We start from the raw sequence: 14,696 nt of genomic DNA on the forward strand, positions 1-14,696 counted from the left end.
TTTATTTCGTGGTTATTGGTGTGCAACCCAACCCAATGTTTGGCGAGCCAAAACATCACGAGCTGGCGGTAACATTTCCATTGCCATTAAACCTAAGTTACGCCCGACAATAAGCGGTAAACAGCGATTCGCAAATAAACGAACCAAACCGTCGGTTATCGTAACCGTTTTGTCTCTATCTAACGCTCTGGCTTGCTGGTATTGGCTGAGTAATGAATAACGGCCAATGTCTTGCCCTTTCGCGTTTGCATCTACCACAATGTGAGCCAGTTGCATCACATCACGGATACCTAAATTAAAGCCTTGCCCCGCAATAGGATGCAGGGTCTGAGCAGCGTTCCCCACTAACACGACTCGATGACTAACAGGGTTAAGCGCCTTACGTAATACCAATGGATAACAATGACGCTTACCGGCCATGACGATTTCGCCTAGCCGCCAGCCGAATGCTTGCTGTAATTTATCCTTGAATGTCTCATCATCCCAAGACCTGATTGTGTCAGCTTGTTCTTGCTGATGACACCAAACCAATGAACTACGGCCTTGTGACATTGGCAACAAGGCTAATGGGCCAAATTCCGTAAAGCGTTCAAAGGCTTGGCCTTGCGGGTCAATGGCGGTTTTCACATTCGCGATAATAGCCACTTGTCCATAATCGTCCTGTTGCCATTGCATATGGCAGGCTTTACCAATCGCGGAATGGCTGCCATCCGCAGCAATCAGTAATTCCCCTGTCACCTTATCTCCATTATCCAAGGTGACCGTCACAATCTCTTGTTCACGATGGACATTTTCTACTTTTGCAGGGCAATAAAGGGTTACACCGGGGGCTTTACGTAACAATGAAAATAGGCGGGCACCAGCTTCGTGCAGTTCAATAACATTGCCTAGAGCATCGATATGATAATCATCGGCTGCGATATTCACAAAACCAGCATGGCCTCTATCAGACACATGAACATGATTAATGGGGGTCACACAATCCGCTAAAGCAGGCCAAATGCCTATTTTTGCTAACGACTGGCAAGTACCGTGAGCTAGCGCAATCGCACGTGCGTCGAATCCCGGATGTTTGCCATCAGGCAAAGCTGCCTCGATTAATGAAACCGATAATTTTCCTTGGCTAAGGGATGATATCGCCAGTGCTAATGTTGCACCCGCCATACCGCCCCCCACGATGATCACATTCATGCGTTGTTTATTACCTTTCTATGATGACTGACAGCTACCCTAAATTGTGCGTTGCTGCCGCCATTAGGGCTTCAATTTCATCAGGGTCTTTCACGACTAAATCTGTTAAGTTTTCATTTCCGTTTTCGGTGATAACAATATCATCTTCGATACGTACACCAATACCGCGATATTGTGGTGGCACATCGGCATCTGGAGCAATATATAAACCAGGCTCAACAGTTAATACCATCCCCACTTCAAGTGTACGGTCGCGGTCTGTGCCATAAAAACCTACATCATGTACATCTAACCCTAACCAATGACTTAAACCATGCATAAAGAATGGCTGATATGCTTTGTTTTCGATCAATTGATCCACATCGCCTTGTAAAATTCCAAGTGCGACAAGACCTTCTGTTTTGATACGAACAATTTCACGAGTCACCTCATGAATACTGGTTCCCGGGCGGTATAGCTCTAACGCGGTATTTAACGCTTTAAGGACGATATCGTAAATTTCACGTTGCGCTTGGCTAAATTTACCATTTACTGGGAAAGTACGCGTGATATCCCCTGCATAGCCTTCAAATTCTGCCCCCGCATCAATCAAGACTAATTCGCCATCCTTCATTAGGCTCTCATTTTCGGTGTAATGCAAAATACAGGCATTTTCACCACTACCCACAATGGAGTTGTACGAAGGGAAACGTGCACCATGGCGAGTAAATTCGTGTTCTAACTCACCACAAAGTTGGTATTCATACATATTAGGTCGGCAAGTTTCCATGGCTCTAACGTGTGCGAGAGCAGAAATTCGCCCAGCCATACGCAGAGTATTAATTTCTTCTTCTGACTTAAATAAGCGCATTTCATGGACAATCGGCCGCCAATCTACCAATGTTTGTGGTGCTCGTAAGTGACGGCGGCTGCCTTTACGTAAAATATCTAAGGCATCAAATACTAATTTATCGGCATAGGCAAACTCCCCCTGTGCATGATAAACCACATCGAGGCCGTTCAGTAATTGATAAAGTTGTTCTTCTATTTCATTGAAAGGTAACGCTTTGTCGATACCTAACTTTTCAGGTGCGGCGTCTTGGCCAAGGCGGCGACCAAACCAAATTTCAGCAGTTAAATCACGAACACGGTTAAAAAGAACAGAATGGCTATGTTTTTCATCGCTCTTAATCAACACTAATACGGCTTCAGGTTCGCTAAACCCCGTCAAATAAAGGAAATCACTGTGTTGACGGTACGGGTATTCGCAATCCGCATTACGCTGCGCAGGAGGCGCTGAGAAAATAATTGCTGCACTGCCTGGTTGCATTTGAGCCAATAATGCATTGCGACGAGAAATAAATTCCTGTTTATTCATACCGTTTTTGCCTTATTATCAGAATAATTAGATTGCTGAATATATTGCTTGTGTTTAACCAATCACATAACAACATACACTGGCGAAATGACTTAAAACTGGATACACCCCGTTTTCAAGCACTTAATTTTATCAATAATATAATATCGTCCGATAAAGTTAAGTGGCTTTGAAAACTCACGTTACACGTTAAAAGAAACTAATGAAGAACTGGCTTATCATTTTCTACTGCGGTTGGGCCTTGGCCTTTAGTTGGCTCAATCAATGCAATGTAACATAATTGCACCGCCACCCTGACATACTCCACCACTTCTTCTAACGCTTGCTCGAGTTCTTCTTGGTCTTCGTCTTCATCATAACCAAGCATACCAATATTGCGTAAATCTGTGATAACCTCGCTTATCTCTTTTTTATCAGCCAGTTTCGGTTGTGTAACACCAACACCTAATAAAAAGTGATTTACCCAGCCAGCTAGCGCATCAGCATGGTCAAAAACAGAAGCATCTTCGTCAGGAAATAGCATAGTAAATGCAAACTCGCTATCATCAAGTGCTTCAAACGTGGTATCAAAAAGTTCTCGCAGTGGCTGTGAAACGGTTTGTGGAAAAGCTAAACCATCGTTAGCAAGGTCATGGACTAACGTTTGCCAGCTTTGATCACGTCCCCCACCACAGATCAACCCGGTTATTAGACCATGGATCTCCGCGGCAGTAAGTGCGATTGAGTGCTGTTGCAGTAGTTTGTCCAGTGATTCATAGTTTGGTAAAGATTTTTGTATAGACATCTGAATTCGTCATGTTAGCTTATGATTCGTGATATGCTACCATCAAGGATAGCCGCTAGACCAGTATGCTTTTGTCTTATCTATTAATTGCGCCAAATATGATGTATTTATGGCGAGTATTATTCAGTATGGAGGTATCATGTCCGCACAACCTGTCGACATCCAGATTTTCGGGCGTTCAATGCGAGTTAACTGCCCATCAGAACAAAAAGAAGCCCTTCTTGAGTCGGCTAAAGAATTAGAACAACGCTTGCAAAATCTGAAAGATAGAAGCGGTGTGACCAATATGGAACAACTTATTTTTATCGTAGCATTGAACGTCTGTCACGAATTAGCACAAGAAAAGACAAAAACGCGTGATTATGCTTATAATATGGAAGAGAAAATAAAAATGTTGCAGCACACAATCGAACAAGCGTTGCACGATCAGGTGAAAATTACTGAGAGGCAGGTATTGCCCCTAGAGTAAATCTGCTTATTAATCAGACACTAGTAGAAAAAAATATACAAAATTAAGGTTGCATTTTAAATCTAGTTTCGTACAATGAAATCACTGAGTAACGATAAGTTCTCAAACCAAATTTCTCTGAGATGCGCGTGAGTGGGCGAGTCCCCTGAGCCGATATTTCAACTAAATAGAATGTGGTTATGGCGCTGGTGAGCATGCCTGATTCGCTCAGGAAGCCTAAAGGTTGCTAAACTGCGTTCACCTTGAACCAAGGGTTCAAGGGTTACAGCCTACAACGGCATCTTGGAGACCCTCAATTAAGTTCCTGCTTATTTTTCATTTGTTTTCTACATAACCTTTCATCTTGCGATATACTTTAAGTAATTTACTTTCTTGGTTAACTGTTTTTTATCGCATATATAACAGGTTATCACATGCAAGACTCCCTCTCGACCCAACGCCAGCAGGTACGTCAAACAATCCGCCAAGCACGTCGTCAATTAAGCGCTCAGCAGCAATATGACGCTGCGGAACAACTCATGCATAATGCATTAAACCACCCGAAAATAGCACAAGCCAACACGATTGCGTTGTTTCTTTCTTTTGATGGCGAAATTGATACTAAACCGCTTATTCAGGCGCTCTGGGCTGAAGGCAAACAAGTCTATCTCCCTGTTTTGCATCCTTTTAGTCGCCACCATTTATTGTTTCTTCACTATCGCCCCGATAGCCAACTCGTTAAAAACAGATTTAATATTGATGAACCACCGCTTGATGTTAGAGATGTGCTACCACTTGAGAAACTGGATATCATGCTTATCCCATTAGTGGCTTTTGATACTCAAGGGCAACGGTTAGGTATGGGAGGTGGGTTCTATGATAGGACTCTAGCAAATTGGCAAAAAACCGGTTTTTATCCGATAGGTCTTGCCCATAATTGCCAGCAAGTAGAAAAACTCCCCATCGCACACTGGGATATTCCTTTACCCGAAATTATTACGCCGCAAAAAATATGGCGCTGGTCATAAATACCCGCGCCATCATTTCACACAATTTTTAGCGTAACTTAGAACAGTAAACGCGCACGAATGGTTCCAGGCAAATCTTTTAATTTCTGGAGTGCTTCATCTGTTTGGTTTGGCGTTTGCATTAATACATCAATAACCACATAACCTACGTTGCCTGATGTACGTAAATACTGGCCAACAACGTTAATGTTATTTTCAGTGAAGACTTGGTTGATGCTGTTCAAAATACCTGGGCGGTTTTCATGAATATGCAAGAAACGGTTGGTATCTTCAGTATGGACTGGCAGGGAAACTTCTGGGAAGTTAACCGCAGATAGTGTTGAACCATTATCAGAGTATTTCGCCAACTTACTAGCTACTTCTAACCCAATATTTTCTTGAGCTTCTTCTGTAGAGCCCCCAATGTGCGGCGTTAAAATCACATTGTCGAACTTAATCAATTCAGAGATAAATGGGTCATTAGGGTCATTATTTGCAGCTGGCTCACTTGGGAATACGTCCACCGCAGCACCTGATAAATGCTTGCTTTCCAACGCGGCTGCCAGTGAAGGAATATCCACAACTGTTCCACGTGATGCGTTAATGAAAATAGAACCAGGCTTCATACGGTCGAATTGTTCTTTAGCAAACATATTCTTCGTACTTGGGGTCTCAGGGACATGTAAGCTAACCACATCGCTCATATTCAGAAGTTCAGTTAAAGAACGAACTTGAGTTGCATTACCTAATGGTAGCTTGTTTTCAATATCATAGAAGAAAACATTCATACCGATACCCTCAGCTAAGATCCCTAACTGAGTACCAATGTGGCCATATCCAACAATACCAAGACGCTTACCGCGTGCTTCAAAACAGCCTTTCGCTTGTTTTTCCCAAATACCACGGTGGGCTTGCATATTAGCTTCAGGAATACGACGTAGTAAAAGTAATAATTGGCCTAATACCATTTCTGCAACGGAACGTGTATTCGAAAATGGTGCGTTAAATACAGGGATACCGCGTTTTGCCGCAGCATCTAAATCAACTTGGTTGGTGCCGATACAAAAGCAACCCACTGCAACAAGTTTTTCTGCTGCTGCAAAAATTTCTTCAGTAAGATGAGTACGGGAACGGATACCTACAAAACGTGCATCTTTAATCGCTTCTTTTAATTCTTCGTCGGATAACGCACTTTTGTGATATTCAATATTGGTGTAGCCCGCAGCTTTTAAGTTATCAACCGCACTTTGGTGCACACCTTCTAGCAGTAAAAATTTAATTTTGTCTTTTTGCAAAGATACCTTAACCATTTCCCTACCCTATCGTGAACGTACTTAAGATTTATAACAGATGACCATATGTGTTTGCCTAACATAGCTCAAGAGAGATGACATCCATCTACCTTGAGCTATGAAGCGTATACCAACATAGCAAAAAATAGCGCAGTAGCAATACAACCGTTTGCTTAATGGATGCTAAAAAGCGCGAAGAAAAAGAAGTTAAATGGTAGAAAATCAGGGGTGATAACACAAAATAAGGATTTTTCCTGCACAATGCCTATTTGTGTGAGATATATCACCAAAATAGCTAGATATTAAAAAAAATAAAATAAATTTCAAATTGGTGATGTTAATAAAACTGGTTAATTAATTTAGCTTCTATCAAATCATAAACTAATGACAAAATACCAGTAAGACAAAAAAACCAGTGGGTATAACTCCACTGGCTTATTAAAAAATTGAATACGATATAGATTATAACTTGATGGTTTTAACGCCTTCGTTTGCAGTTCCCATCAAGACGACGTCTGCACCACGATTCGCGAATAACCCAACGGTCACAACACCTGCAATCCCATTAATGGTATTTTCTAATGCCACTGGGTCAATAATATTTAAATTATGGACATCTAAAATCACATTACCGTTATCTGTAATCACATTTTGACGGTACTCTGGCGTGCCACCCAGTTTAACCAATTCACGTGCCACATAGCTACGCGCCATTGGGATCACTTCAACAGGCAGAGGGAATTTACCTAACACATCAACTAACTTAGATTCGTCAACGATACAAACAAAGGTTTTTGCAATTGCAGAAACAATTTTTTCACGTGTTAATGCCGCACCACCGCCTTTGATCATATTCAGGTGATGGTCAACTTCATCAGCACCATCAACATAAACATCTAAGGAATCCACTTCATTGCAATCAAATACCGTAATACCCAATGATTTTAATTTTTGAGTTGATGCTTCTGAACTTGATACCGCACCTTCTATTTGACCTTTCATTGTTGCTAATGCATCAATGAAGTGTGAAGCTGTCGAGCCCGTTCCAACACCAACAATAGTGCCCGGTTTTACGTAATCAAGTGCTGCCCAACCTACCGCTTTTTTTAATTCGTCCTGAGTCATGCTCATGCCTTTTAAGATTTAATTGAGTCGTGATTAAGGTTATTAATAACTAGTATATACCGGACACCCAATAAGTTGCAGCTTTGTTCGCTGTATTTATGTCACGGTTCTTGGGATTTAGGCCACAACAATAATATTTTTAAGTGTTATTTGTAAAAATATGGCATAGTGCTTGGTAGAATAACAACAAGGAGATCTTTTTGATGAAGCGCCCTGACTATCGCGCATTACAAGCACTGGATGCCGTTATCCGTGAACGCGGCTTTGAGCGCGCAGCTCAAAAGCTCTGCATCACGCAATCTGCTGTGTCACAACGTATAAAGCAGTTAGAAAACCTATTTGGGCAGCCACTACTTGTGCGTACCGTTCCGCCACACCCAACTGAACAAGGGCAAAAACTGCTAGCATTGCTTCATCAAGTCGAATTGTTAGAAGAACAATGGTTAGGTGATGAAAATAGTGGTTCCACCCCTTTATTGCTCTCACTTGCCGTCAACGCCGACAGCTTGGCAACTTGGTTTCTTCCAGCCCTAAACCCTGTATTAGGCAACAGCCCTATTCGGCTAAATATTCAGGTAGAAGATGAAACCCGAACCCAAGAACGTTTAAGACGTGGTGAAGTGGTAGGCGCTATCAGTATTCAACCCCAAGCATTACCGGGTTGCTTGGTCGATAAACTTGGCGCACTAGACTATATTTTTGTCGCGTCACCTGGCTTTGCAGCGAAATATTTCCCCGATGGGGTGACTCGCTCTTCGTTATTAAAAGCGCCTGCGGTTGCTTTCGACCATTTAGACGATATGCACCAAGCCTTTGTGCAACAAAACTTTGGGTTGTCGCCCGGCAGTGTTCCATGCCATATCGTGAACTCCTCAGAGGCCTTTGTACAGTTAGCGAAACAGGGCTCTACCTGCTGTATGATCCCACATTTGCAGATAGCAAGTGAATTAGCGAATGGTGAGTTGGTTGATTTAACACCAGGGCTATGTCAGCGACGCATGCTTTATTGGCACCGCTTCGCACCTGAAAGCCGTACAATGAAAAAAGTGACTGACGCCCTATTAAAAACTGGGCGCCAGATGTTAAAACAAGAAGATGAACCCGCAAAAAACTAGCGTTTTAATTCAAATACCACATCAACTTGGTCATTAAAATCAATACTCTGTTGTTCATAAGTCTCATCAATCTTGAGGTCTTGAGCAACAGAGGCTTTCATCGCCCCACCATAATTTCTTGTTGCCATTGGATATGGCACCGCAGCTGGCGCATTATAGTTAATGCTATACACTGGGCCTAACTGAACATTAAAGCCTTTCGCTAAGAGATTAGCTTGTTCTGTCGCATTTTTAATCGCTTGAGACCGTGCTTCATCACGATACTGTTGCGGATTAGCCACACCAAACTGTACTGAGTTGATTTCATTGAGACCTGCGGCTAAAGCACCATCTAACAAGACATTAAGTTGGTCTAATTTCTTCACTTTCACTTCAACAGAACGTGTTGCCGTGTAGCCTTCGATGGTTGATTTTTGTTTCACACTACTGTAATCATATTTAGGCTGAGTTCGCACATTTGCTGCATTAATATCTTCTTTTTCAATACCGTTTTTCTTAAGAAACTCAAAATACTCCGCAACCCGCTTATCGACCCCGGCTTTCGCAGCCGCCGCATCTTTAGCAGTCACTTCCACCTGAATATTCAGCGTCGCCATATCAGGTGTCGCTTTCACTATTGCATTACCCGAAGTCGTAATGTGTGGACCATTAGGTAACGGGTCAGCCAATGACATGGTAGGAACCGCAGCACCTGCTACCATCGCAGCTAAAACTAAAGATTTTAATTTCACAGAACCTCCCAAGGCAATTATTTATCGCTAAAAAAGGGATAATTGGTAATAAACTATCCCTGAGCTCAATTTAACAGTAACACATGAAACAAAAAGTACAGTCAGAATAATGAGAAATTAAACGTTATTGCTTGTCTGTTGAAGATATATTGTTATTGAGAAAGCAAACCTAGTCCTTTAAGACCCTGTATAGCGAGTTGAAATGCAATAAACCACATCACGCTACCGACAAAAATGTTAATAATGCGCTGTGAACGCGGTTTATTTAACACGGGTGAAAACCAAGCTGCAAGTATCGCTAACGCAAAAAACCACACAAAAGAAGCCGTTAATGCTCCAGCCGTAAACCAAGGTCTCAGCTGGCTTTCTAATTGGCCTCCCACACTACCCAATACAACGAAAGTGTCTAAATAAACATGAGGATTCAGCCAAGTGACGGCAAACAGTGTGACAATCACTTTCCATCTTGTGATAGCACGGCTTTCTATTTGAAGTATGACCTCATCTGGGCTGAGTGCTGTCCGAAACGCACCATAGCCATACCATAGAAGAAATGCTACGCCTGCCCATGTAATCAATTGCATTAATATTTCAGACTGGCTTAATAAAGCACTCCCACCAAAAACACCTGCGATAATTAAAACGGCATCACTTAAAGCGCATAATAATGCACTCATTAAATGAAACTGCTTCCGGCTTCCTTGTTGTAAGACAAAAGCATTCTGCGGCCCTAAAGGTAATATCATCGCTGCACCCAACAGTGCACCCTGTAAATAGATCGAAAACATGCATTAATTCCAACTTTTTATTCAATTAATATGCATGAATATTAACGAGAAAAAATTATTAGTGGAAATGATTAAGTCTAATAGGTCATAAGTATCACTTATAACTAAAAACGGCTCGGTAAGAAAAATATAGGGGTGAGAAATGAATAAGAGCCCATCGAAGACAGGCTCTTATTTTCAGTGAAACTGCTGAATATGACTTTCTAAATATTACTCTGCAGCATCTTGCTTGATAGGCGCATTTTGTTTATGAACATGAACATCCATTTGTGGGAATGGGATACCAATATTATGTTTATCCAATGCTCGCTTAAACTCTTCTAGCAAGTCCCAATACACAGGCCATGCATCACCATTGGTGGTCCAAAAACGCACTAAATAATTTAATGACGATGGTGCCATATCATGTAAACGGATAGTAACGCCTTTAGCATGCTGAATACGGCTATCTGCGGCGACGATATCACCTAATACTTTTTTCACCACATCAATATCAGAATCGTAAGCAACACCTACAATAATATCTTGACGACGGTTAGGCTCACGACTGGTATTAATAATGTTATCGGCAATGATCTTTCCATTAGGAATAACAATAATACGGTCATCTGCGGTTCTTAGCGTAGTTGAAAATATTTGTACATTTTGTACTGTACCTTCAACGGCACCAATTGAAACATACTCCCCCGCTTTTAGTGGCCTAAATACCACCAGCAACACACCTGCGGCAAAGTTACCCAACGAGTTTTGTAATGCTAAGCCAACAGCTAAACCGGCCGCCCCCATTACCGCAATCACAGAGGCTGTTTGTACGCCAACTTTCCCTAATACAGCAATTAAGGTGAATGCAACAATGGTATAGCGCGCTATCGCTGATAAAAAGTCACTCACTGTTGAATCAATGCCTTTCATGGTCATCACGCGATGTAAACCACGCCCGACCCATTTTGCAATCATCATCCCGACAATCAAGATAACGATAGCAGACACGATATTCACAGCATACTGAACTAACAGATCTTGGTTCGCCACAAACCAATTCGTTGCATCATTCAACGCGCCTGTAACATCATCAGTATTCATATATATATGCCCTTTAGGATCCAATTATCAATATTAACCCCAACCAATAAATCTTTAACGAAACGTTTAATGGCTGGCCGTACATTGCAAATAATAACGATGATTTATTAAAACACAAAACAAATCACTAAATAAAATTATTTTATCTATTTTCTATAACAAAAATTCGATAATCTTTTAGCATTAATAAGAAGTCATCAGTGCCGCAAAATGCAACACTTTCATTATCATAATAACTCATTCCTTCTTCCAACCCTTCAGTTTCAAATGATAATTGGTTGGCGCGGATCATCACTTCTTCATCATCAAGCAACAATGTATATTCGTGGCCAATAAGCTCCCATTGTTTTTCACTTCCTTTGATTTTTTCATAGTTTTCTTCAATAGCATCTAACAGACTAAGGTTATTTTTAACCTCTTCATTAAGCCAATATCCAATAGCCTCATGATCCATCGAGAATTTAGCGGAGATAGCTCCGGTGATATCTTGGAAAAATTGGTAGTCCATATGCAGTCCCTCTACTCTTGCGTTATTGAACCTAGTATAACGCGAGTCAAACCGCTTTGTTGAGAGGTATTACCAACAGAAAAAATAAAATTGAGTAAAGCACCGATTTCAACACATAAGCTACGTAATTCACTTAATATTAAATAAGAAAATAATTAAAATATTCATAATTAAAACAATAGGAGCTCTAATGATCAATCGCTTAGACCATATAGTGCTAACCACAACTAACCTTGATGCCTGCATTGACTTTTACCAACGGGTGTTAAATATGGAAGTTATTACCTTTGGTGAACAGCGTTATGCGTTATGTTTTGGACAGCAAAAAATCAATATCCACCAATATGGAAAAGAATTTGAACCCAAAGCCCACTTGCCTGTACCAGGTGCACTCGATTTATGTTTTATTAGTGATATACCGCTGTGTGATGTGCAAAAGCATATTGAACAACAAGGTGTAAAAATTATCGAAGGGCCAGTTAATCGGACTGGTGCAACTGGAGCAATTAGATCTATTTACTTACGTGATGTCGATTTAAATTTAATCGAAATTTCTGAATATATTTAGCAAATACACCCAATTAAAAAAGGCCCCTAACATTAGGAGCCTCCGTTATTAATATTACCTTATTACACCGCTGTTTGGAAAATCACGCCATCCGCTTTTTCGGTATATTGTGATAACTGGTCAAAGTTCAGGTAACGGTATGTATCCGCCGCTGTTTCATCGACCTTATCCATAAACTGCAGATATTCTGCTGGCGTTGGTAAACGACCTAACAGAGAAGCTACCGCTGCCAGTTCTGCTGATGCGAGGTAAACATTCGCACCTGTTCCTAAACGGTTAGGGAAGTTACGCGTTGAAGTGGAAACGACTGTCGCCCCATCAGCTACACGTGCTTGGTTACCCATACATAGTGAACACCCTGGAACTTCAATTCGCGCACCACTCTTACCAAACACACTGTAGTAACCTTCTTCGGTTAGTTGCGCTGCGTCCATCTTAGTTGGCGGCGCAACCCATAAACGTGTTGGTAATTGGCCTTTATGAGAATCCAATAACTTACCTGCTGCACGGAAGTGACCAATGTTTGTCATACAAGAACCGATGAAGACCTCATCAATTTTCTCGTTTTGCACATCAGACAATAAACGTGCATCATCTGGGTCATTTGGTGCACACAGAATTGGCTCTTTGATATCATTGAGGTCAATTTCAATCACTGCCGCGTATTCCGCATCTGCATCACCTTCCAGCAGTTGTGGGTCCGCTAACCAGCTTTCCATTCCTTTGATACGGCGTTCAATAGTACGGCGATCACCATAACCTTCGGCTATCATCCACTTTAATAGAACGATATTCGATTGCAGGTATTCGATAATTGGCGCTTTATCTAATTTGATAGTACAACCCGCCGCTGAACGCTCTGCTGACGCATCCGCTAATTCAAACGCTTGTTCGACTTTCAGCTCAGGTAAGCCTTCAATTTCTAAGATACGGCCAGAGAAAATGTTTTTCTTACCTTTTTTCTCTACGGTCAATAGGCCGTCTTTGATTGCATATAGCGGAATTGCATGAACAAGGTCACGTAAAGTGATACCCGGCTGCATTTCACCTTTAAAGCGAACCAATACTGACTCAGGCATATCCAGTGGCATAACCCCTGTCGCCGCAGCAAATGCGACTAAACCTGAACCCGCAGGAAATGAAATACCAATTGGGAAACGCGTATGTGAGTCACCACCTGTACCAACGGTATCTGGCAGTAACATACGGTTTAACCATGAGTGGATAATACCATCTCCCGGACGAAGAGAAACACCGCCACGGTTCATGATGAAATCAGGTAAGGTATGGTGTGTTGTCACATCAACAGGTTTTGGATACGCTGCTGTATGGCAGAATGACTGCATGACTAAATCTGCTGAGAAACCAAGGCAAGCTAGGTCTTTCAGTTCATCACGGGTCATCGGACCGGTTGTATCTTGTGAACCTACAGAGGTCATTTTTGGCTCACAATATTCGCCAGGGCGAATACCTGGGCGACCGCAAGCACGACCAACCATTTTTTGTGCTAATGAGAAACCACGATTGCTTTGTGCAACGGATTTCGCGTGACGGAATACATCTGTCGCTTCTAAGCCCAGTGATTCACGTGCTTTATTGGTTAAACCACGGCCGATAATCAGTGGAATACGACCACCTGCACGGACTTCGTCAATCAGCACATCTGTTTTTAATTCAAATGTTTCTAGTAGTTCACCGGTTTCGTGGTTACGAACTTCACCTTTAAATGGATAGATGTCGATCACATCGCCCATATTCAGTTTAGAAACATCCACTTCAATCGGTAATGCGCCCGCATCTTCCATCGTATTAAAGAAGATTGGTGCAATTTTGCCGCCTAATACCACCCCACCGCCACGTTTATTTGGTACAAATGGGATATCGTCCCCCATAAACCACAGCACAGAGTTAGTCGCTGATTTACGAGAAGAACCGGTACCGACGACGTCACCCACGTAAGCTAATGGGAAGCCTTTTTTATTTAATGCATCAATTTGCTTGATTGGACCAACATTACCCGCATCGTCTGGTTCAATACCATCACGTGCGTTTTTCAGCATTGCTAATGCGTGTAATGGGATATCAGGACGTGACCATGCATCAGGCGCTGGCGATAAGTCATCTGTGTTAGTTTCACCCGTAACTTTGAACACAGTTACGGTCATTTTTTCAGCTAACGCAGGACGCTCTTTGAACCACTCGGCATCTGCCCATGATTCAATAACTTGTTTAGCGTGAATATTTCCCGCTTTCGCTTTTTCTTCTACGTCGTAGAAGTTATCAAACATCAGTAAGGTGTGAGAAAGTGCTTTAGCGGCGATTGGCGCCAGTTTTTCATCATCCAACGCATCAATCAGTGCGTGGATGTTATATCCGCCCTGCATGGTACCTAACAGTTCAATGGCTTTTTCAGGGGAGATAAGAGGGGAGGAAGTTTCGCCTTTAGCTATCGCGGCTAAAAATCCAGCTTTTACGTACGCTGCTTCATCAACACCAGGGGGGACGCGGTTGGTCAGCAGGTCTAACAGGAAATCTTCTTCACCTTTGGGTGGGTTTTTCAGTAACTCTACCAGTGCAGCTACTTGTGACGCATCTAATGGCTTAGGGACAATCCCTTGAGCGGCACGCTCGGCTACGTGCTTACGGTATTCTTCTAGCACGACGTTCTCCTCGCTTCTTTGTTATTTATATACCCGGCT

14 protein-coding genes and 1 other RNA gene are annotated in these 14,696 nt (G+C 42.1%); 5 read left to right on the plus strand and 10 right to left on the minus strand.

The window, feature by feature from the left end; all coding sequences use genetic code 11:
• Positions 1-12: 12 nt before the first annotated feature.
• The 3 genes from ubiH to M1F25_RS14875 form a co-directional block, all read right to left on the minus strand.
• Positions 13-1,191 (minus strand): 2-octaprenyl-6-methoxyphenyl hydroxylase, encoded by a 1,179-nt coding sequence (gene ubiH / locus M1F25_RS14865; RefSeq protein WP_004261894.1) that lies wholly within the window; start codon positions 1,189-1,191, stop codon positions 13-15.
• Positions 1,192-1,225: 34 nt separating this feature from the next.
• Complete coding sequence (gene pepP, locus M1F25_RS14870; protein ID WP_004261898.1) at positions 1,226-2,548, minus strand: Xaa-Pro aminopeptidase; 1,323 nt, start codon at positions 2,546-2,548, stop codon at positions 1,226-1,228.
• A 199-nt stretch (positions 2,549-2,747) separates the two neighbouring features.
• On the minus strand, positions 2,748-3,332 hold the full coding sequence (locus tag M1F25_RS14875) for a YecA family protein (protein ID WP_094962992.1): 585 nt from the start codon (positions 3,330-3,332) through the stop codon (positions 2,748-2,750).
• A gap of 139 nt (positions 3,333-3,471) precedes the next feature.
• Here M1F25_RS14875 and zapA point away from each other — a divergent pair, with 139 nt between their 5' ends.
• The 3 genes from zapA (at position 3,472) to M1F25_RS14890 (ending at position 4,808) form a co-directional block, all read left to right on the plus strand.
• Positions 3,472-3,801 carry a cell division protein ZapA gene (zapA, locus tag M1F25_RS14880; RefSeq protein ID WP_004913067.1) on the plus strand — a complete coding sequence of 110 codons (330 nt, stop codon included), beginning with the start codon at positions 3,472-3,474 and terminating at the stop codon, positions 3,799-3,801.
• A 111-nt stretch (positions 3,802-3,912) separates the two neighbouring features.
• Positions 3,913-4,094, plus strand: a non-coding RNA gene (ssrS, locus tag M1F25_RS14885) — 6S RNA.
• A gap of 120 nt (positions 4,095-4,214) precedes the next feature.
• Complete coding sequence (locus M1F25_RS14890; protein WP_136135325.1) at positions 4,215-4,808, plus strand: 5-formyltetrahydrofolate cyclo-ligase; 594 nt, start codon at positions 4,215-4,217, stop codon at positions 4,806-4,808.
• 38 nt (positions 4,809-4,846) lie between these two features.
• Here the strand turns inward: M1F25_RS14890 and serA are convergent, their stop codons facing one another.
• Entirely contained in the window at positions 4,847-6,097 is a 1,251-nt protein-coding gene (serA, locus tag M1F25_RS14895) for a phosphoglycerate dehydrogenase (protein WP_004261923.1), read from the minus strand.
• Between the two features lie 444 nt (positions 6,098-6,541).
• Complete coding sequence (gene rpiA / locus M1F25_RS14900) at positions 6,542-7,204, minus strand: ribose-5-phosphate isomerase RpiA (RefSeq protein ID WP_036958459.1); 663 nt, start codon at positions 7,202-7,204, stop codon at positions 6,542-6,544.
• A 203-nt stretch (positions 7,205-7,407) separates the two neighbouring features.
• On the opposite strand from rpiA, the gene M1F25_RS14905 reads away from it, so the two are divergent.
• Positions 7,408-8,319 carry a LysR family transcriptional regulator ArgP gene (locus tag M1F25_RS14905; RefSeq protein ID WP_004261934.1) on the plus strand — a complete coding sequence of 304 codons (912 nt, stop codon included), beginning with the start codon at positions 7,408-7,410 and terminating at the stop codon, positions 8,317-8,319.
• Here M1F25_RS14905 and M1F25_RS14910 read toward each other — a convergent pair.
• The 4 genes from M1F25_RS14910 to M1F25_RS14925 all read right to left on the minus strand — a co-directional run bounded on the left by M1F25_RS14910 (position 8,316) and on the right by M1F25_RS14925 (position 11,429).
• On the minus strand, positions 8,316-9,050 hold the full coding sequence (locus M1F25_RS14910) for an oxidative stress defense protein (protein WP_004261938.1): 735 nt from the start codon (positions 9,048-9,050) through the stop codon (positions 8,316-8,318). The genes M1F25_RS14905 and M1F25_RS14910 overlap by 4 nt on opposite strands.
• A gap of 152 nt (positions 9,051-9,202) precedes the next feature.
• Positions 9,203-9,838, minus strand: coding sequence for an arginine exporter ArgO (argO, locus tag M1F25_RS14915; protein WP_112307205.1), 636 nt, complete (start codon positions 9,836-9,838; stop codon positions 9,203-9,205).
• Between the two features lie 210 nt (positions 9,839-10,048).
• Entirely contained in the window at positions 10,049-10,921 is an 873-nt protein-coding gene (gene mscS / locus M1F25_RS14920; protein WP_094962989.1) for a small-conductance mechanosensitive channel MscS, read from the minus strand.
• A 142-nt stretch (positions 10,922-11,063) separates the two neighbouring features.
• Positions 11,064-11,429: a YacL family protein gene (locus tag M1F25_RS14925; RefSeq protein ID WP_004261949.1), complete on the minus strand. Its 366-nt coding sequence runs from the start codon at positions 11,427-11,429 to the stop codon at positions 11,064-11,066.
• A gap of 190 nt (positions 11,430-11,619) precedes the next feature.
• On the opposite strand from M1F25_RS14925, the gene M1F25_RS14930 reads away from it, so the two are divergent.
• Positions 11,620-11,997: a VOC family protein gene (locus M1F25_RS14930; protein WP_181488250.1), complete on the plus strand. Its 378-nt coding sequence runs from the start codon at positions 11,620-11,622 to the stop codon at positions 11,995-11,997.
• Between the two features lie 62 nt (positions 11,998-12,059).
• On the opposite strand, the gene acnB is transcribed toward M1F25_RS14930, so the two are convergent.
• On the minus strand, positions 12,060-14,657 hold the full coding sequence (gene acnB, locus M1F25_RS14935) for a bifunctional aconitate hydratase 2/2-methylisocitrate dehydratase (RefSeq protein ID WP_112307203.1): 2,598 nt from the start codon (positions 14,655-14,657) through the stop codon (positions 12,060-12,062).
• Between the last annotated feature and the right edge of the window lie 39 nt (positions 14,658-14,696).

The sequence above is a fragment of the Providencia sp. PROV109 genome, assembly GCF_033681625.1.
Classification (GTDB): domain Bacteria; phylum Pseudomonadota; class Gammaproteobacteria; order Enterobacterales; family Enterobacteriaceae; genus Providencia; species Providencia hangzhouensis.

What these genes read in the sequence shown, in the direction of transcription:
- ubiH (WP_004261894.1), bottom strand. Translation starts at nt 1,191, where the DNA reads ATGAATGTGATCATCGTGGGGGGCGGTATGGCGGGTGCAACATTAGCA.
- pepP (WP_004261898.1), bottom strand. Translation starts at nt 2,548, where the DNA reads ATGAATAAACAGGAATTTATTTCTCGTCGCAATGCATTATTGGCTCAA.
- M1F25_RS14875 (WP_094962992.1), bottom strand. Translation starts at nt 3,332, where the DNA reads ATGTCTATACAAAAATCTTTACCAAACTATGAATCACTGGACAAACTA.
- zapA (WP_004913067.1), top strand. Translation starts at nt 3,472, where the DNA reads ATGTCCGCACAACCTGTCGACATCCAGATTTTCGGGCGTTCAATGCGA.
- M1F25_RS14890 (WP_136135325.1), top strand. Translation starts at nt 4,215, where the DNA reads ATGCAAGACTCCCTCTCGACCCAACGCCAGCAGGTACGTCAAACAATC.
- serA (WP_004261923.1), bottom strand. Translation starts at nt 6,097, where the DNA reads ATGGTTAAGGTATCTTTGCAAAAAGACAAAATTAAATTTTTACTGCTA.
- rpiA (WP_036958459.1), bottom strand. Translation starts at nt 7,204, where the DNA reads ATGACTCAGGACGAATTAAAAAAAGCGGTAGGTTGGGCAGCACTTGAT.
- M1F25_RS14905 (WP_004261934.1), top strand. Translation starts at nt 7,408, where the DNA reads ATGAAGCGCCCTGACTATCGCGCATTACAAGCACTGGATGCCGTTATC.
- argO (WP_112307205.1), bottom strand. Translation starts at nt 9,838, where the DNA reads ATGTTTTCGATCTATTTACAGGGTGCACTGTTGGGTGCAGCGATGATA.
- mscS (WP_094962989.1), bottom strand. Translation starts at nt 10,921, where the DNA reads ATGAATACTGATGATGTTACAGGCGCGTTGAATGATGCAACGAATTGG.
- M1F25_RS14925 (WP_004261949.1), bottom strand. Translation starts at nt 11,429, where the DNA reads ATGGACTACCAATTTTTCCAAGATATCACCGGAGCTATCTCCGCTAAA.
- M1F25_RS14930 (WP_181488250.1), top strand. Translation starts at nt 11,620, where the DNA reads ATGATCAATCGCTTAGACCATATAGTGCTAACCACAACTAACCTTGAT.